Raw genomic sequence first — 19,038 nt, 5'->3', positions numbered from 1 at the left:
TGCTCCATATATCCTTAGAAAGGAGGTGATCCAGCCGCACCTTCCGATACGGCTACCTTGTTACGACTTCACCCCAATCATCTGCCCCACCTTCGGCGGCTGGCTCCATAAAGGTTACCTCACCGACTTCGGGTGTTGCAAACTCTCGTGGTGTGACGGGCGGTGTGTACAAGGCCCGGGAACGTATTCACCGCGGCATGCTGATCCGCGATTACTAGCGATTCCAGCTTCACGCAGTCGAGTTGCAGACTGCGATCCGAACTGAGAACAGATTTGTGGGATTGGCTAAACCTTGCGGTCTCGCAGCCCTTTGTTCTGTCCATTGTAGCACGTGTGTAGCCCAGGTCATAAGGGGCATGATGATTTGACGTCATCCCCACCTTCCTCCGGTTTGTCACCGGCAGTCACCTTAGAGTGCCCAACTGAATGCTGGCAACTAAGATCAAGGGTTGCGCTCGTTGCGGGACTTAACCCAACATCTCACGACACGAGCTGACGACAACCATGCACCACCTGTCACTCTGTCCCCGAAGGGAAAGCCCTATCTCTAGGGTTGTCAGAGGATGTCAAGACCTGGTAAGGTTCTTCGCGTTGCTTCGAATTAAACCACATGCTCCACCGCTTGTGCGGGCCCCCGTCAATTCCTTTGAGTTTCAGTCTTGCGACCGTACTCCCCAGGCGGAGTGCTTAATGCGTTAGCTGCAGCACTAAGGGGCGGAAACCCCCTAACACTTAGCACTCATCGTTTACGGCGTGGACTACCAGGGTATCTAATCCTGTTCGCTCCCCACGCTTTCGCTCCTCAGCGTCAGTTACAGACCAGAGAGTCGCCTTCGCCACTGGTGTTCCTCCACATCTCTACGCATTTCACCGCTACACGTGGAATTCCACTCTCCTCTTCTGCACTCAAGTTTCCCAGTTTCCAATGACCCTCCCCGGTTGAGCCGGGGGCTTTCACATCAGACTTAAGAAACCGCCTGCGAGCCCTTTACGCCCAATAATTCCGGACAACGCTTGCCACCTACGTATTACCGCGGCTGCTGGCACGTAGTTAGCCGTGGCTTTCTGGTTAGGTACCGTCAAGGTGCAAGCAGTTACTCTTGCACTTGTTCTTCCCTAACAACAGAGCTTTACGATCCGAAAACCTTCATCACTCACGCGGCGTTGCTCCGTCAGACTTTCGTCCATTGCGGAAGATTCCCTACTGCTGCCTCCCGTAGGAGTCTGGGCCGTGTCTCAGTCCCAGTGTGGCCGATCACCCTCTCAGGTCGGCTACGCATCGTCGCCTTGGTGAGCCGTTACCTCACCAACTAGCTAATGCGCCGCGGGTCCATCTGTAAGTGACAGCCGAAACCGTCTTTCATCCTTGAACCATGCGGTTCAAGGAACTATCCGGTATTAGCTCCGGTTTCCCGGAGTTATCCCAGTCTTACAGGCAGGTTACCCACGTGTTACTCACCCGTCCGCCGCTAACATCCGGGAGCAAGCTCCCTTCTGTCCGCTCGACTTGCATGTATTAGGCACGCCGCCAGCGTTCGTCCTGAGCCAGGATCAAACTCTCCGAAAAAGTACAAAACCGAAGTTTTGCTTTTCGCCAGTTTGACTGACTACCTATGATGTATCATAGGATTTTTTTATAAAAACTCGAATTAACAGGTACGTTTTGTCTTGTTTAGTTTTCAAAGATCATTTTCGTTATCGCTCGTAAGCGACTTTAATATCTTAACATTTCGCTTTGGTTGAAGTCAAGAACTTTTTTCATTTTCTTTTTTCAACCTCGTTGCTGTTTTGCGGCAACGAATAATAATATACCATCTGGATTCTTTTCTTGCAATAGTTTTTTTGAAAAAAGTTTCATTTTATGAAAAATAAAAAGCGCCACAGATCAAATGGCGCTTTTGTTGATGTATTAACGGTTTCTCATTTGCGGAAAAAGCAGTACATCTCTGATTGATGGAGAATTTGTTAGCAGCATGATTAATCGGTCGATACCGATTCCTAGTCCACCTGTTGGCGGCATGCCATATTCTAAAGCTTCAACAAAATCGTCATCCATGAGATGCGCTTCGTCATTTCCTTCTTCACGTTCTTTTAATTGAGCTTCAAAACGTTCTCTTTGGTCGATTGGATCATTCAGCTCGGTGAATGCATTTGCATGCTCGCGGCGCACGATGAATAGCTCAAAGCGGTCCGTGAAGCGCGGGTCTTCAGGATTTTTCTTAGCTAATGGAGAAATCTCAACTGGGTGCCCGTAAATAAAAGTAGGCTGAACCAGTGTTTCTTCTACTTTTTGCTCGAAGAACTCATTGATAATATGACCTACTGTCATGTTTTTTGTGATTTCAACATCGTGATCAGCAGCATGCTGTTTTGCTTCTTCTACAGACATCTCCTGCCAGAAGTCTACACCTGTTGCTTCTTTGACTGCTTCAACCATATGGAGTCTCTTCCATTCAGGTTTTAGATCAATTTGATCTTCTCCATATTGAATTGTTGTTGTTCCCAGCACCTCTTGGGCAATATGAGCAATCAAGTTTTCCGTTAGGTTCATGATGTCTTTATAGTCTGCATATGCTTCATACAGCTCAATCATAGTAAATTCCGGGTTATGACGAGTTGAGACTCCTTCATTACGGAATACGCGACCAATCTCGTATACTTTCTCTAGACCACCGACAATTAGACGTTTTAAATGCAGCTCGATCGCAATACGCATATAAAGCGGCATATCAAGTGCATTGTGATGAGTAATGAAAGGACGAGCTGATGCACCACCAGGGATGCTATGCATTGTTGGTGTTTCAACTTCTAGGTATCCTTTTGAATCTAAGTATCTTCTCATTGATTGAATGATTTTGCTTCGCATGATGAACGTCTGCTTACTTTCTGGATTGACAATCAGGTCAAGGTAACGCTGACGATAGCGTTGTTCTACATCTTTTAGTCCGTGATATTTATCAGGGAGCGGGCGAAGTGCTTTTGTAAGAACCTCAAAGCTAGTCGCTTTAATTGAAAGTTCTCCTACATTCGTTTTAAATACGGTTCCCGTCACACCGATAATATCGCCTAGGTCCGAGCTTTTGAATAATTCGTAAGCTTCTTCTCCTACACTATCTTTACGTACATAGATTTGAATTTGTCCTTCTAAGTCTTGAATGTGTGCAAAGCCAGCTTTCCCTTTTCCGCGTTTTGTCATCATACGGCCAGCAATTGTTACTTGAGCTGCTTTTTCTTCTAAGTCTTCTTTTGAAAACTCGTCATATTCAGCAATAATTTGTGCGGATTGATGAGAACGGTCATATCGTTCACCGAATGGATCGATACCCTCTTCTCTCATTTTATTCATTTTGTCACGTCTTACTTGGAATTGATCATTTAATTCTTCGTTATTAAGCCCTTCATTACTCATTTATATCACTCCAATAATGTATTTTGCAGAGAAAAGCAGAAAAACTGCCAGTACGTGCACTAGCAGTGAGCTACAAAAAGAAAGATAGTCTTATCCTACTTTTATTCTTTGAAGCTCTTTTGCCTCGGCTTCGATCGTAAAGTCATCTAGAACTTTTACAAGCTCCGCTCTCGTTTCACTTTGATTGATTTGGTTTCTTACATCTGCATTGCCTCGGACACCTTTTAAGTACCATGCTGCATGTTTTCTCATTTCTCTGACAGCCACATGCTCGCCTTTCAGGTCTATGAGTCTGTCTAAGTGAAGTTTGCACACAGACATTTTCTCACGCACATTAGGCTCTTCTTTTAGTTCACCCGTTTCTAAATAATGAACCGTCCGGTAAATCATCCACGGGTTTCCTAGTGCGGCTCTTCCGATCATGACAGCATCTGCACCCGTTTCATCAAGCATACGTTTTGCATCTTGAGGGGTTTTGACATCTCCATTGCCGATGACTGGAATGGAAACAGATTGTTTGACCTCTTTTATAATATCCCAATTCGCTGTTCCTTCGTACATCTGCACACGTGTCCGTCCGTGAAGCGCAACCGCTTGGCCACCTGCTCGTTCAACAGCACGGGCATTGTCGATAGCGAAAATATGGTCTTCGTCCCAACCCATTCTCATTTTCACAGTAACAGGTTTATCTACAGCTTCTACGACTGCGGATACCATTTCGTAAATCTTGTTTGGATCCAGCAGCCATTTCGCTCCTGCGTCACATTTCGTGATCTTTGGTACAGGACATCCCATATTAATATCAATAATGTCCGCCGTTGTATTCTGGTCTACAAACTTGGCCGCTTCTACGAGCGTGTCCTTTTCTCCCCCAAATATCTGAAGGCTCAACGGTTTTTCACGTTCATCAATGTACAGCATGCCCATCGTTCTGGCATTATTAATCAAGATCGCTTTGTCACTGACCATTTCAGCGCAGACTAAGCCCGCTCCAAACTCTTTCACCGTGAGTCTGAAAGCAGAGTTACACACACCAGCCATTGGTGCGAGCACTACTTTGTTTTTAATCTCGATATCTCCGATTTTAAACATCATGTCCCCTCCTTTCTTCTTCAAGAATTGGTGAAAGTTCTTCCACCGTTATATTTAAAGCATCTGCTATTTGACCAACCATTTGGTTTGTTGGTAATCGATTGCCTCGCTCAATTTCCCCTAAGACAGAGACAGAGATGCCCAGTCTTTTGGCGAACCCTTCCTGAGTATACCCTTTTAGCTTTCGGTATGCACGAATTCTTCTACCCCACATGTCTTTTTCCATATGCTTACACCTTCTTGGTCTGTTACGGCGTTTATCTGGGCTTCGCCGATTTCTGGGCAAATCTCACTCATCGGAACAAGAACGAATAAACGTTCGTACATTCTAGGATGCGGCACTACAAGTTGTTCTGTTTCAATATTTTCACGATTATAAAGTAAAATGTCAAGATCAGCTGTCCGTGGACCCCACCTCACTTCTCTTGTTCTGCCTAACTCCTGCTCAATGTTCTGAGTCAGTGATAGAAGTTCTTCAGGACGAAGCGAGGTAGAAATCTTCACAGCCATGTTCAAGAAGTCATCCTGATTCTCGTAACCTACAGGTGTTGTCTCATATATAGATGAAATGGATTCAACTTGAACACCTGGATGTTCGTGAAGTTTTTTGACAGCTTCTTTTAAGTAGGTTTCCTTTTTTCCTATGTTTGAGCCTAAAGCGATATATGCTGTATTGTTCATGCGCGTGATCTCGTCATTTCAATGGCAACAGACTGATAGTGTCCTGGAATTGGCGGATCTGGTTTGATTACTTTTACTGTACATTCTTGAACTGTCGGAAAGTCCTTTAACACTTGGTTTGCAATTCTTTCTGTCAGCGTTTCAACGAGGTTCACTGGGTCCCCTTCTACAATATTTTTGCAGATGTTGTAGAGCTCAGCATAGTTGATGGTCTCATTTAGGTCATCCGTTTGTCCTGCCTTACTTAAATCAAGTGAAGCTGTTAGGTCCACACGAAAGCGCTGGCCTAGTTTATTCTCTTCTGCAAATACACCGTGATAGCCGTAAAATTCCATTCCGTTTACATATACTTTATCGATGATAAGCGCCTCCTTTATTCAGCATGGCATCCATCATTTTTGCCATTCTTGCGATTTCTTTTACATCGTGCACTCGGACCATCGCGCTGCCCTTTTGAATCCCAAGACAGACCGTCGCACCCGTTCCTTCAGTACGTTCTTCAGGCGGCAGGTCTAAAACTGCACCGATGAATCGTTTGCGGGATGTTGCTAGAAGCAGCGGATACCCTAGGTGGCAAAAATGTTCAAGTTCATTCATGACCATGAGGTTGTCAGTTTTATTTTTCGCAAATCCTACACCAGGGTCTAATATAATCATGTCATCACGGACACCCGCTTGTTTTACAATTTGAACACTTTCTTTCAGATCTGCAATCATATCTGAAATCAGATGGGTGTAATTCCGCTCTGGTCGATTGTGCATTAAGATGATTGGCACGTTGTGCTTCGCTGCCACATGCGCCATTTGAGGATCAGCTTTCGCCCCCCATACATCATTAATGATTGAGGCTCCCGCTTTCACTGCCTCATCTGCGACATGGGCTTTATACGTATCAATAGAAATAGGTATGTCCAATTCTTTTGTGATCTTCTCAATGACAGGAATGACCCTTGAAAGCTCCTCTTGCTCTGAGACAAGTGCCGCCCCCGGCCGAGTCGATTCACCGCCAATATCAATAATATGCGCCCCATCTTCTATGAGCTGCGTTGCATGAGCCAGCGCTTTATCAATTTGATTGAATTTTCCTCCATCTGAAAAAGAGTCCGGTGTGACATTTAAAATGCCCATGACCAATGTCTTTTCTTCATAACTAAGGGTATGGTGCTTGGCTTGTATGATTTTAGGCTGCTTTATCAATTGTTGTGTCATTGTGTCCACCTACTCTTTATGTTCTAGACGTTCTTTTGTATATTCTGTTCTCAGCTTGGTCGAAATCGTTCGGTTGTGGTTTTGCAGGACGATGTCTCCGATATTTTTAAAAGGCACAATTCCCTGAACCGAATTGGTCATCCACGCCTCATCAGCTGAGAGCAAGTGCGAGAGTGGATATCTTCCTTCTATTAGTGGGATCCCCGAAGCTTGCAGCGTTTCGATACAATATCGACGGGTAACCCCGTTTAAAATGCCGGTATCAAGTGAAGGTGTATAGATCACATCTTTTTTTCGCCAAAATAGATTTGACGTAATTCCTTCTGCCACATCGTCTTCTTTTGTTAAAAAGATCCCTTCTACCGACGGATCGTTCCCTACTTCTCTTTTCGCCAGCAGGTTGTTCATGTAATGATGCGACTTGAGCCGTCTTGGACCTTCCGGTGTGTTTCTTCTTGTATCAAGAATGATTCCCTGTTTTTCATCTACTATTGATTCAGGCCGGAATGGGGAGATCATCACAAAAACAACAGGCTCCTCATAAGGGTCTGCAGAAAATCCATTGCCTCTGCCCGCAGAAACATTGAAGCGGATCCTCGCATGACCGTCCGTTATTTGGTTTTGATTGAATAATGTATGAATGATGTCGAGTACAAATGGTTTCTCTATTGTGGATTCGATGCAAAGGTCACGCAATGATTGATTGAGCCTTTCAAGATGCCAGTCTAACAAGAAGACTTGTCCTGCTAGAGAGGTAAATGTTTCGAATACACCGATGCCATATAGAAAACCATGATCAAAAGGAGAAAGAGTCGCGTCTTTCTCCTCTATATACTGACCGTCCAGGTAAATGATCATGCGTTTACTTCATTCCCCTTTTTACGATAGGTTTCAATGAAATTTCTGAGCATTTCTTTACCGAAGGACGTCATAATCGATTCTGGATGGAATTGAACACTTTCAATCGGAAGTTCTTTATGGCGAATGGCCATGAGTTCGCCTTCCTTTGTGCTCGCTGTTCTGACAAAGCACTCCGGTAGCGTCTCGTCTTTAACAATTAATGAATGATATCTCGTTGCGACAAGCGGATTTTGGAGTCCCGTGAAGACACCTTTGCCGTCATGTTCAATTTCTGATGTTTTCCCATGCATTAACCGCTCCGCACGAATGACATCTCCACCAAATACTTGTGCAATGGATTGATGACCTAAACAGACACCGAAGATCGGAATCTTCCCAGCAAAATGTTTGATCGCTTCCATACTAATTCCTGCTTCATCCGGACTGCAAGGTCCTGGAGAAATCATCAGAAAGTCTGGCTTGAGCTCTTCAATTTCTTGAATAGTGACTTGATCGTTTCGTTTTACAATCAGTTCTTCCCCAAGCTCACCTAAATACTGGACCAGGTTGTACGTAAATGAATCGTAATTATCAATCATTAATATCATACTCTGCTCACCTCTAACTCAAAATAGTCTCTTCTTTGCTCAACTGTAATGCTTTTTTCACTGCATAGGCTTTTTTAATCGATTCTTTGTATTCGTGCTTTGGTACAGAATCGATGACAATGCCTGCACCTGACTGCATGAAGGCTCTGCCCCCTGTACAATAAGCCGTACGAATAACGATATTAAAATGCATATCTTGATTGAATCCAAACCAGCCTATAGATCCAGTATAAAGCCCACGTCTTGTTGGCTCAAGTTCTTCTATGATTTCCATTGTTCTCACTTTTGGCGCACCTGTAATCGTGCCGCCTGGGAATACAGCTCTCATGACATCTACCGCATCACAATCATCACGCAGCTCCCCTTGGACATTTGATACAATGTGCATCACGTGTGAATATTTCTCAATGGCCATAAACTCGTTCACCTTGACTGAGCCATAAGTAGACACTCGTCCAAGATCATTCCGCTCAAGATCAACGAGCATCACATGTTCTGCGCGTTCTTTTTCATCTTCAATGAGTTCTTTTGCCAGCGCTTGATCTTCCGCATCATCCTTGCCTCTTGATCTTGTGCCAGCGATCGGTCTTGTTTCGAGCTGAATGCCTTTTTTCTTAATAAGCAGCTCTGGAGATCCACAGACAATTTGGAAATCTGGCGTGTGCAGATATGACATATATGGAGATGGATTCACGTGACGTAATGTTTTGTATAAATGATATGGGTGGGTATGAAGCTGTTCATCTTGTCTAATGGATAGGTTCACTTGGAACACGTCACCGCTGGCGATATATTGTTTAATCGTTTCTACAGCTTCCCCGAAAGCTTCTTCAGTAAAAGGTGCAGCAGGTACACATTCCGAAGAAGACACATTGACAGGTGAATGTGCTGATTCTTCTGATGTGCTTGTCCAGCTTTGCTTTAATTCTTCGAGTCTTTGATGAACTTCACTGACAGGTTCGTCTCCTTCTGTATGAGTCATCAGCCAGAGGACGTCTTTATTATGATCAAAGACAGCGACATCATTGAATACGAGGAAATACAAATCAGGCGTCTTCAAATCATCGATGGACAGCATTTTAAAATGCTCGATATATCTTGCGTAATCATAGCTTAAAAATCCAATCGCTCCACCTTGGAAGTCAGGATATTCATCGTTCGTTTCGGTTTGTAGGGTTTGAAACCAATCAGCAAATGCCCTAAAAGGATCTCCCTCTTTGAACAACACCTCATTCTGATAATGGATGGTGGTCATCCCGTCCTTCCCTTTCGCTTTAGCGATCGGATGAATGCCGGCAATACTGTATTCTCCGCCACGTGCACTTTCAAGAAGGACGTGATGTGATTCATGAGCCGTTAATTGTTCGTATCGTTTCAAGAATGCATCTTTCGTAAAAGGAATTTTGATGCCCATCGGCCTACGTTGTGTCATGTAATCATCCTTTTTCATTTTCATTAATCTTATTGTAATGCAATCCAATTTATTTAGAAAATAGTATTTGCTTTCCATCTTCAGAATTCATAAAAAAACCCCAGCAAATGCTGGGGTGTATTGTTTAATCAAATTGATAAAGCGGCGTACTAAGGTAACGTTCACCGTTACTTGGAATAATCGCTAGAACTTTTTTCCCTTTACCAAGCTTCTTCGCTGTTTGAAGCGCTGCATAAATGGCTGCTCCTGAAGATATACCACCAAGGATTCCTTCTTCTTTCGCTGCCTTTCTTGCAAGTTCAAATGCATCTTCGTTTTTCACTTGGATAATGCCGTCATATACTTCTGTGTTCAAGATAGATGGAACAAAGCCTGCTCCGATGCCTTGAATTTTATGCGGACCTGGTTTCCCGCCTGATAGTACAGGAGAATCTGTTGGTTCTACCGCATAAAGCTGAATAGATGGAATGGCTTCTTTCAGGACTTCACCAGCACCTGTAATCGTACCACCCGTACCAACTCCTGCAATAAATGCATCAAGTTCGCCGTCAAACTGTTCAAGAATCTCTTTCCCTGTTGTGCGGCGGTGAATCTCAGCGTTGGCTTCATTGCTGAACTGCTGAGGCATGAAGTATCCGTGCTCTTCCGCTAATTCTTCTGCTTTTTTGATGGCACCTTTCATTCCTTCTGCACCCGGTGTTAAGACAAGCTCTGCACCGTAAGCGCGTAAAAGGTTGCGGCGCTCCTGACTCATTGTATCCGGCATAACTAAAATCGCATTGATTCCTTTTGCAGCCGCGACCATCGCAAGACCGATTCCTGTGTTTCCGCTTGTTGGCTCAATGAGTGTGTCACCAGCTTTTAATGTACCTTTTGCTTCAGCATCTTCGATCATCGCTAACGCAATACGATCTTTTACACTGCTGCCTGGGTTCATATATTCAAGTTTCAAGTAGACATCCGCACTGTCTTCATCTACTAAACGGTTTAATTTAACGACTGGTGTATTTCCTATTAGTTCAAAAACTGAATTTGCAATACGAGCCATCACTAACACCTCTATCTCCGAGTAATTTTATTGTATTAATATTAAATTATCAATTTCGAAAAATTTTGTCAATGCTTTTAGTCCTGCTCTCCATCGTAAAACCATGTGACTTTTGCTTCTTTCCACAGGGTTTTGACATTCGCCTTTTCACCCAGATCTTCCATGGCGATCTGCCTTTTGATCTGATCTTTGACTTCTTCATAAGAGAAGGAGCGGCCATTTAATTTTTCTTTTAATTGTATGATGGCATAACCATTTTTGATCTCGATCGGCTCTTTCGTCCATTCATCTGGCTTAAGCTTTTGGGCTTCTTGTATGTATAGGGCTGGAATGCTTTCTTGCTCTTCTGTGACAAATCCAAGATCTCCGCCGTAAGGAGAGGTATATCGATCGGTGGATCGTTCAGCTGCTACAGCTTCGAAACTAGATCCGCCCTTTAAATCTTTTAACACACTTTGTGCCTCGTCTTTTGTTTTCACAACAATGTGGCGAATTCGGTATGAGTCATCATATTGATACAAGTCTTTGTTTTTTTCATAAAAGGATTTGGCTTCTTTTTCAGAAACGACCGCATCTCTCGTTAGAAGCTGTTCTAATAAAATTTGATAACGAATCTGCTCTTTCCATTCCTTTTCACTTGTATGACCGTCTTCGTAGAAATTATTAGATACCGCTTTCAGCATCAGCAGCTCACGATTGATCTCTTTTGGAGATACCTCCAGCTTGTTTTCTTTCGCAAGTTGATTGACTACCTTCTGATTAATCATTTGTTCAAGTGTTGCCTTTCCGTAGCGGTCTTCCATTTTCTTTAACCATTCTTGACGTGTCACTTTCTCTTTCCCAATAGAAGCAATTTCTTCACCGCTCTTCCCATTTGAAGAAGCCTGCGACATTTGTGACTTTGTTAATACATATGCAATGACAACGGCATTAATCATGAGCAGAACGAGGATAAATGTCCATACCACTCTTGCTTTCAGTCTCATCTTTCGTCTCCTTTCCATTCTAAAAAGAAAACCCGCTGCTTAGAGCTTAGCGGGTTATTTCTTCACGTAGCTCTTCTAGCTCTTCTTTTGTAAATACATACGTTTCGTTACAAAAATGGCATTGAGCTTCTGCTTGTCCGTCTTGTTCAATCATATCCTCAATTTCGGCTTTCCCTAGGCTGATAATACCGTTGGCAAACCGTTCTTTTGAGCAGTTACAAGAAAATTCGACAGGTACAGTTTCTAAGATTTGAGGTTTTTCACCGAGCACTTCTTCTAAAATTTCTTCAGGAGTCATCCCTTTTTCAATCAGTTTAGAGATCGGTTCAATGGTTGATAATCTCTTTTCGAGTCTTTCGATGACTGCATCTTCTGTTCCAGGCAGCAATTGAATGATGAAACCGCCTGCTGCAAGGATCGAGTTGTCTGGATTGACAAGAACACCCACACCTACAGAGGATGGCACTTGTTCAGAGGAGACCAGGTAATAAGTAAAGTCATCTCCAATTTCACCTGAGACAATTTCCGTTTGCCCTGTAAAGTGGTCTTTCAGTCCGATATCTTTGACAACACTTAACGTTCCAGATGTTCCAACAGCACGTCTAACGTCCAGCTTCCCATGTTCATTTAAATCAAAGTGAACTTGTGGGTTTGAGACATATCCGCGCACCTGACCTTTTGCGTTTCCATCTGCAATGATGGCTCCGATTGGCCCACCGCCTTCAATTTTGACAGTTAATTTATTCTCGCCTTTCAGCATGGCTCCCATCATGACAGTCGCTGTCATGGTTCTGCCGATAGCAGCTGAAGCAGTTGGCCACGTATGGTGTCTTCTCTGCGCTTCGTTGATTGTATCTGTTGTGTTCGCAGCATACGCACGGACTTTCCCGTCATATGCTAACGCTTTAACTAAATAATCCATTTTGATTAAACCCTCCTATAATACACCGACACGATTGCGTTCATAAATTAATTGGAGTCCTTTTAATGTGAGGAACGGATCGACAATATCAATACAGTCTGATTCATTTCCAATCAATGTAGACAAACCGCCTGTTGCAATGACTTTCGGTGTTTGTTTGGCTTGCTGCTTCATCCGTTTCACTATTCCCTCGACTTGACCAACATATCCATACAGGATACCTGATTGCATCGCACTAATCGTGTTTTTCCCTACGATATGATCCGGACGAACAATTTCAATCCTTGGCAGCTTAGCCGCTCTTGTATATAAAGCCTCTGTTGAGATGGTAATACCCGGTGCAATTGCGCCACCCATGTATTGTTTTTGTTCATTGATATAGCAGTAGGTTGTGGCTGTTCCAAAGTCTACCACAATGAGAGGCGCCCCATACAGGTGAATGGCCGCCACTGCGTTCACAATTCGATCAGCGCCGACTTCCTTTGGATTGTCACACATAATGTTTAATCCAGTCTTCATGCCAGGCCCAACGATTTGAGGAGTAATGTGAAAATACTTTTCGCACATTCTTTCCAGAGCAAACATCATTGGCGGGACAACAGAAGAAATGATAATCCCTTCTATCTGATCAAACATCAGCCCTACATAGTCAAATAAGGATCGGATTGCCATACCAAATTCATCTTCTGTTTTATGACGGCTTGTTTCAATCCGCCAATGGTAGTTCAAATCGCCATTATGATAAACACCTAAAACGGTATTTGTGTTTCCTACATCTATCACGAGTAACAACTTCATCACCACTTTGAATAGTGTCTCAAAAAGAGCATTTTTCGACTTTCTATCATACCATACACGAATTGAGTTCCATTTGTAAACAATTCGAAACCGATCCATTCATGAATCGAAATAAAAAAAAGCTGCCGGTGAGCCCGACAGCTTTTTATAGAAGGAGATTAGATCTCCTCGTCTTCTTCTTTTTTCTTGATGTTCACTTTCACATCATCGTTTTTCTCTTCGTCATCTGCGTATACACGCTCTGGAAGCTTTCCAGTTTCGTAAAGAGATTTAATTTGTTCAGCATCTAATGTTTCCACTTCTAGAAGAGCTTGTGCGATGATTTCTAGCTTATCTTTATTCTCAGTGAGAATTTGTTTCGCACGTTCGTAGCTTTCTTTGATGAAGCGCTGAACTTCTTGGTCAATTTCATAAGCGATCGCTTCACTATAATTCGGCTCGTTGTTAAAATCACGGCCAAGGAATACTTGACCTCCTTGTGCTTGACCGAATTGTAGAGGACCAAGTTTATCAGACATACCGAATTCTGTCACCATTCTTCTTGCAATACCTGTTGCACGCTGGAAGTCGTTGTGTGCGCCTGTACTAACTTCACCAAACGTAATTTCCTCTGCAACACGGCCGCCGAGCAAGCCGACGATTTTATCAAGAAGCTCTGGCTTCGTTTGGAAATAACGGTCTTCTCTTGGAAGCATGACCGCATATCCGCCTGCCTGACCACGAGGAACGATCGTTACTTTATGCACCATATCCGCTTCGTCTAGGATAAGCCCAATGACGGTATGACCTGCTTCATGGTACGCCACGATATTACGTTCTTTCTTCGAAATGACACGGCTTTTCTTAGCCGGTCCAGCAATGACACGGTCAGTTGCTTCGTCGATATCACGCATATCAATTTTCTTTTTGTTTTGACGGGCAGCAACAAGTGCTGCTTCGTTTAGTAAGTTCTCAAGATCTGCCCCAGAGAACCCTGGTGTTCTGCTTGCAATGGCTTTCAAGTTGACTGTATCATCAAGCGGTTTGTTTTTCGCATGAACCTTCAGTACTTCTTCACGACCAATGACATCTGGGCGGTCAACCGTAATTTGACGGTCAAAACGTCCCGGACGTAGCAATGCAGGATCTAGGATATCTGCACGGTTCGTTGCAGCAATGATAATAATCCCTTCGTTGGCACTAAAACCATCCATTTCAACAAGAAGCTGGTTAAGCGTTTGTTCACGCTCATCATGACCACCGCCAAGACCTGCTCCACGCTGACGACCCACTGCATCAATCTCATCAATAAAGATTAAGCAAGGTGCATTCTTTTTCGCATTTTCAAACAAATCACGTACACGTGATGCACCGACACCGACGAACATCTCGACGAAGTCAGAACCACTGATGCTGAAGAAAGGAACGCCTGCTTCTCCTGCAGATGCTCTCGCAAGCAATGTTTTACCTGTACCTGGAGGTCCTACTAGTAAAACCCCTTTAGGGATTCTTGCGCCAAGCTCCGCAAATTTACGTGGATCTTTTAAGAATTCAACCACTTCTACGAGCTCTTGTTTTTCTTCATCCGCACCGGCAACATCTTTAAATTTCACACGTTTCTTCTCTTCTGTGTAAAGCTTCGCCTTACTCTTACCAAAGTTCATGACACGGCTTCCACCGCCTTGAGCTTGGTTCAATAAGAAGAAGAACAGGATAAAGATGATAATGAACGGAATGATGGTTGTCAGAACTTGCAGCCATCCATTTGTTTCAGGGGCTGGTTCTACTTTTACATCTGTATTCTTCAGTGCACTGTAAATCTGGTCAACACCTTGACCATCTGGAACATGGGTAATGAAGTATTCATCTTTCTTCGCGCCATCTAATTGACCACGAATTTCATAAACCCCTCTTACAGGCTGGATGGAGATACTCTCCACTTTTCCCGCACTTAAATTTTGCGAAAATTTGCTGTAAGACATGTTCTCAGGCTTTTGATTAGGGGATCCTAACCAACTGACAACCCCTATCACAAGTAATAAAATAAGTATATAAAAAATCGTATTACGAAAAACCCGATTCATTCCTTACCTCCTCCCACAGTAAGCACAACTATGTTCAATAGTATCATAGAAAATCATTCCAACACAACCAATAACCTCATGTAAACGTGTGCTCATTAGCCTTCGTAAACAGATGGTTTTAACACTCCAATATACGGGAGGTTTCGGTAACGTTCGGCAAAATCCAATCCATAGCCAACAACAAATGCATCTGGTACTTCAAACCCAACATAATCTGCTTTGATGTCTGCTTTGCGGCCGCTTGGTTTATCAAGCAATGTCACAATTTTAATGGAGTTTGCTTTACGGTATCGGAAAAGCTCTACCAGATAACTCAAAGTTAACCCACTGTCGATGATATCTTCCATAATTAGAATATCTCTTCCTTCAACAGAAGTATCTAGATCTTTGATGATCTTCACTTCTCCAGAAGATACGGTAGACTTTCCGTAGCTAGATACATCCATAAAATCAAGCTCTAAATATGTATCAATGTGTTTGATCAGGTCTGCCATGAATGGAAGAGCCCCTTTCAAAACACCAATAGCCAGGGGAAATTTACCATCATAATCGCTGGTTAATGTTGCACCCAGTTCTTTCACTTTTAGCTGGATCTCTTCTTCTGAGATCAAAATCTTTTCAATATCTTGTTTCATGCTTTTGCTTGCCCCCTACAAATTTTCGTGCTGTCTATATTGTAATACAATGAGATCGCTGTTTGTCATATCAATTTCTTCAAAAACGGATTTTTTCAGACCTGGGATCCAGATGATTTGATGATCCGAGTCAGTGACGATCGGCCAGCTGTCTCTTTCTGCAAGAGGCACTTTTTTATCAATAAATATATCTTTCACCTTTTTTGATCCATTCATCCCTTTAAGTTTGATTCGATCACCGTTTTTTCGTGAGCGAATGATCAAAGGAAGACGAACATGATCTTTTTGAAGCAAGAAAAAATGGTTTCCGTTCCGTGCATCCTTCGGAACATGATTTGATACCAAGATAGACTGTCCATTCGGGAGAAAAAGTTCCTCGCCAAGCTCACCTTTTAAATGATGAGTATATGACTGATCTATGACAAGCGATCGTTCAAAGGTAAACATACAGTGATCATAAGATTTGACAGCTTGTAAACCTTTTGGCAAATCTAATGATCCAGACGGTTGATCAGTATGAGATAACCAGTCCAAAGTCCCTAGAATATGCTGGTTTGAAAACGCTGATTGAGTGTTTTCATAAAGATAGTTTAATATTAGTTGAATGCCTCTTCTTTGTAAAGGCAAAGGCAGGTCAAGCAAAGGCTTCGTTTTGATCTCAATTTGCTTAGGCGTTTGATTCGTAATGACTTGATGCATTTGATCCTTTGTTAATGCCTGCAAGTACTGCTCATCCTCAGTCAGCATGTCACTTACAAACTGAAAGCTTTCATGCACATGAGGTGCCTCTTCTTTTAACACGGGAAGAACGTGTCTTCTGATCCGGTTTCTCAAGTAGTCATCGGTGTGATTGCTTTGATCAATGACATAAGGAACTTGTTCTTTTTCGCAAGCAGTGAGTACATCATCCTTAGAATATCCAATCAGCGGACGAATCAGCCACCCTTCTTGAAAAGGGCGCTTTGCTTGCATACCTGCGAGTCCTATTCCAACAGTCCCTCTTGTCAGCCTCATCACCATTGTTTCTACTTGATCGTCTCCATGATGTGCAAGCGCTATAAATTGAGCGTTGTACTGTTCCATCAATTGACGAAAGAAAGCATATCTACACTCTCTTGCAGCTGCCTGTTTGTTTAAGCGGTTTTCTTTTGCATATTGGGTGACCTGTATACGAGCCGATTCAAAAAGGATCTCATGCTCTTTACAGTACGCTTCAACAAATGCCAAATCAGCAAAGGATTCTTCTCCTCTGAACATGTGATCTACATGGGCTGCAATCAGCTGAAAGGAACCTTTTCGACGTTTGTTTAGTTCATGCAGCAAGAGCATAGAATCTGGTCCGCCAGAAACCCCGACAATGACTGTCGTATTTTCAAGGAAAACATCATGTTTTTTCAAAAAAGATTCAATTCTATTCACAACTTCCTCCTCACAAAGAGCAGGTAATTTAAAGATATACATATCCTATCACTTTCATTAGCTCCAAGCAAAGAAGAAGCCTGCTTTTTTACAGCTCTATAATAGGAATAAAACCACATAGGCACAGTAAAGAGCGAGCACACTGCATAAGATGAGAATGGTTTCAAAAAGACCGCCTGATTTTTTGCGTACTGATGTTCTTTTCGCAGCAGCAGCTCTTGATCGTGAAGGTGCGGCCTGTTGATGTTGGGAAACAGCTGACTTTTGCCTATTTTGCTGTGATGGCTTCTTTTGTCGTGTTTTTCTTGAAGCAAGCAATTGTCCTTCTTTCAACATCGCGCTTTTCATGTCTGCCGCTGATTGATATTTGCCTTGGAGAGCCGCTTTTAACACCCTCTCATATCGCTTTAATAAAGGATGTCCTTCAATCGCTCGATAAAGCTGCTTTTCTGGTTCTGCCCCTTTTTTAAATTCTTTTTTATAGGCACAGTTCACCATGACCATACTTAAGGCAAATAGATCATAAGAAGGTTCTGCTTTTCTTGTACCGAAGCCCCAGTAGCCGCGGTCAAAAAACTCGGTGTATTCCTTAATCGCCCTTCCTGCCTTCGTTGTTCCTCCAACATCAATACAACGAATCGTAGCTGGGGGTCCTGAAACGATGAGATTATCAGGCTTCAAGTCACCGAAGATCCAGCCTTCCTTATGTAAGTGAGCAAGGTTAGACAACAGTTGAATCATGAGAACGACGATCCATTCATCGCCTTTTTGTTTCACAAATTCAAGCAGCAATGGACCTCTGACATACTCCATGACATAAAACGACCGTTTCTCTGACATTCCAGGATAAAGAGCATCATCCATATCATAAAAAGAAGGCCCCATGGTTTTCACAGGAGCCTTTGAAAAGGATTTTAATACATTGACTTCAGATGCAATGAGCATACTGTCATCACTCACTTTAAGGGCCACTTGTCCCTTTGGCGATTCGGCCAGATAAACCACACCGTTCGCCCCTTTTCCCAGCTCTTTTACAATGCGGTAATGTTGGTGATGCCACTTTCCCTTTATCATTGTACCTAATGGGATGTTAGAAGCCGAATTCATCATATTCTTCCTTCGCTTCAAGCAGCCCTTTTCGTGAACGAACTGATTTGAAATGCTGGAGTGCTTCTCGAATTGCTGGTCCTGTCGGTGTAATTCCTCCTGTTGTCAGCTTCGGGAAAATCGATGATAACGAATCGAACCGTGGCGTCCAGTTCAACACAATTTCTGCATCTGAGTTTTTCCCGGGAAATACACACATCCCAAACTGATTTTCACCAATTCTCGAATTTAGACTAATAGAGAGATCGATGAGTGCTTCTTTGACCGTTGGCAACTTCGGTTTCATACTTGCACTCGTATCCACAAGCACAAGCACTTGAAGATGAACCGTCTCACCGAGCTCGTCCACAACCTCCATCACTTCTCCACGCTTATCTGGGGGAAGTTCTTCAATTTCAGTATCTTTGCCAAGAATTTGCTGCAATTCTTTATTCACAACACCTTGTAACGTTTGCGTCATTGCCTTTTTTGTAACCATTTGTACGGTTTGAGACAATTGCTGAACGTAGACAACCTGATGAATGCCTCCGCCTGCTAGAGCAATCCCCTCTACTTCTTTCATCGCTTCATGATCGTGTCTGTTCTCTTCCATAATGCCAATGACATTGACTGTGATCCCTTGCTCCTTTGCCAATGCGGCAATCGCAAGTGGGTCTTCCCCATGATTTGAGCAGCCATCTGTAATCAGTAAGATTTGGTTTACGTGACCTTTTCGCATCTTCATTCCTCCTGGGATTGTAACTGAATGCTTATATCCCCCATCATCGCCAGAAGAAATTCATATTATAC

At 43.1% G+C, this 19,038-nt stretch carries 18 protein-coding genes and 1 rRNA gene; all 19 read right to left on the bottom strand.

All coding sequences use genetic code 11. From position 1 onward, the window contains the following. Window positions 1-18 precede the first annotated feature (18 nt). Window positions 19-1,567: ribosomal RNA gene (locus NSQ17_RS00495) — 16S ribosomal RNA — on the bottom strand. A 342-nt stretch (window positions 1,568-1,909) separates the two neighbouring features. Beyond that, window positions 1,910-3,409 (bottom strand): lysine--tRNA ligase, encoded by a 1,500-nt coding sequence (lysS, locus tag NSQ17_RS00490; RefSeq protein WP_024719373.1) that lies wholly within the window; start codon window positions 3,407-3,409, stop codon window positions 1,910-1,912. A 90-nt stretch (window positions 3,410-3,499) separates the two neighbouring features. After that, complete coding sequence (gene dusB, locus NSQ17_RS00485) at window positions 3,500-4,501, bottom strand: tRNA dihydrouridine synthase DusB (RefSeq protein ID WP_008341796.1); 1,002 nt, start codon at window positions 4,499-4,501, stop codon at window positions 3,500-3,502. After that, the gene (locus tag NSQ17_RS00480) at window positions 4,494-4,727 is read right to left on the bottom strand and encodes a helix-turn-helix transcriptional regulator (protein WP_008341798.1); all 234 of its coding nucleotides are present in this window, start codon (window positions 4,725-4,727) and stop codon (window positions 4,494-4,496) included. The genes dusB and NSQ17_RS00480 overlap by 8 nt, the downstream gene beginning before the upstream one ends. Then, window positions 4,679-5,182: a 2-amino-4-hydroxy-6-hydroxymethyldihydropteridine diphosphokinase gene (gene folK / locus NSQ17_RS00475; protein ID WP_007496156.1), complete on the bottom strand. Its 504-nt coding sequence runs from the start codon at window positions 5,180-5,182 to the stop codon at window positions 4,679-4,681. Before folK ends, NSQ17_RS00480 begins: the two co-directional genes overlap by 49 nt. Further along, on the bottom strand, window positions 5,179-5,541 hold the full coding sequence (folB, locus tag NSQ17_RS00470; protein WP_024719372.1) for a dihydroneopterin aldolase: 363 nt from the start codon (window positions 5,539-5,541) through the stop codon (window positions 5,179-5,181). The genes folK and folB overlap by 4 nt, the downstream gene beginning before the upstream one ends. Beyond that, entirely contained in the window at window positions 5,534-6,391 is an 858-nt protein-coding gene (gene folP / locus NSQ17_RS00465; RefSeq protein ID WP_024719371.1) for a dihydropteroate synthase, read from the bottom strand. Before folP ends, folB begins: the two co-directional genes overlap by 8 nt. A 9-nt stretch (window positions 6,392-6,400) precedes the next feature. Continuing rightward, the gene (gene pabC, locus NSQ17_RS00460) at window positions 6,401-7,249 is read right to left on the bottom strand and encodes an aminodeoxychorismate lyase (RefSeq protein WP_342467735.1); all 849 of its coding nucleotides are present in this window, start codon (window positions 7,247-7,249) and stop codon (window positions 6,401-6,403) included. Then, window positions 7,246-7,839, bottom strand: a complete 594-nt coding sequence (gene pabA, locus NSQ17_RS00455) for an aminodeoxychorismate/anthranilate synthase component II (protein ID WP_008341810.1) — start codon at window positions 7,837-7,839, stop codon at window positions 7,246-7,248. Before pabA ends, pabC begins: the two co-directional genes overlap by 4 nt. Window positions 7,840-7,852: 13 nt before the next feature. Beyond that, complete coding sequence (locus NSQ17_RS00450; protein WP_048002274.1) at window positions 7,853-9,271, bottom strand: anthranilate synthase component I family protein; 1,419 nt, start codon at window positions 9,269-9,271, stop codon at window positions 7,853-7,855. Window positions 9,272-9,395: 124 nt separating this feature from the next. After that, entirely contained in the window at window positions 9,396-10,319 is a 924-nt protein-coding gene (gene cysK / locus NSQ17_RS00445; protein ID WP_017359310.1) for a cysteine synthase A, read from the bottom strand. 77 nt (window positions 10,320-10,396) lie between these two features. Continuing rightward, a complete protein-coding gene (locus NSQ17_RS00440) occupies window positions 10,397-11,299 on the bottom strand; it encodes a peptidyl-prolyl cis-trans isomerase (RefSeq protein WP_024719368.1) in 903 nt (300 codons plus the stop codon). A gap of 52 nt (window positions 11,300-11,351) precedes the next feature. Next, the gene (hslO, locus tag NSQ17_RS00435; RefSeq protein ID WP_007496169.1) at window positions 11,352-12,227 is read right to left on the bottom strand and encodes an Hsp33 family molecular chaperone HslO; all 876 of its coding nucleotides are present in this window, start codon (window positions 12,225-12,227) and stop codon (window positions 11,352-11,354) included. Window positions 12,228-12,242: 15 nt separating this feature from the next. Beyond that, window positions 12,243-13,019 (bottom strand): type III pantothenate kinase, encoded by a 777-nt coding sequence (locus tag NSQ17_RS00430; protein WP_008341820.1) that lies wholly within the window; start codon window positions 13,017-13,019, stop codon window positions 12,243-12,245. Window positions 13,020-13,183: 164 nt separating this feature from the next. Next, window positions 13,184-15,088 (bottom strand): ATP-dependent zinc metalloprotease FtsH, encoded by a 1,905-nt coding sequence (gene ftsH, locus NSQ17_RS00425; RefSeq protein WP_024719367.1) that lies wholly within the window; start codon window positions 15,086-15,088, stop codon window positions 13,184-13,186. A 95-nt stretch (window positions 15,089-15,183) separates the two neighbouring features. Continuing rightward, complete coding sequence (hpt, locus tag NSQ17_RS00420) at window positions 15,184-15,723, bottom strand: hypoxanthine phosphoribosyltransferase (protein WP_007496175.1); 540 nt, start codon at window positions 15,721-15,723, stop codon at window positions 15,184-15,186. 15 nt (window positions 15,724-15,738) lie between these two features. Further along, entirely contained in the window at window positions 15,739-17,142 is a 1,404-nt protein-coding gene (gene tilS, locus NSQ17_RS00415; RefSeq protein WP_017366442.1) for a tRNA lysidine(34) synthetase TilS, read from the bottom strand. A gap of 96 nt (window positions 17,143-17,238) precedes the next feature. Then, on the bottom strand, window positions 17,239-18,249 hold the full coding sequence (locus NSQ17_RS00410) for a protein kinase family protein (RefSeq protein WP_342468075.1): 1,011 nt from the start codon (window positions 18,247-18,249) through the stop codon (window positions 17,239-17,241). Next, entirely contained in the window at window positions 18,233-18,967 is a 735-nt protein-coding gene (locus tag NSQ17_RS00405; RefSeq protein WP_342467734.1) for a VWA domain-containing protein, read from the bottom strand. The genes NSQ17_RS00410 and NSQ17_RS00405 overlap by 17 nt, the downstream gene beginning before the upstream one ends. Window positions 18,968-19,038: the final 71 nt, after the last annotated feature.

The organism is Bacillus sp. FSL W8-0629 (assembly GCF_038593225.1).
GTDB classification, from domain to species: Bacteria; Bacillota; Bacilli; order Bacillales; family Bacillaceae; genus Bacillus; species Bacillus altitudinis.
Note: the sequence above shows the minus strand (reverse complement) of the source record. Positions and strands in the feature narration are given on the sequence as shown.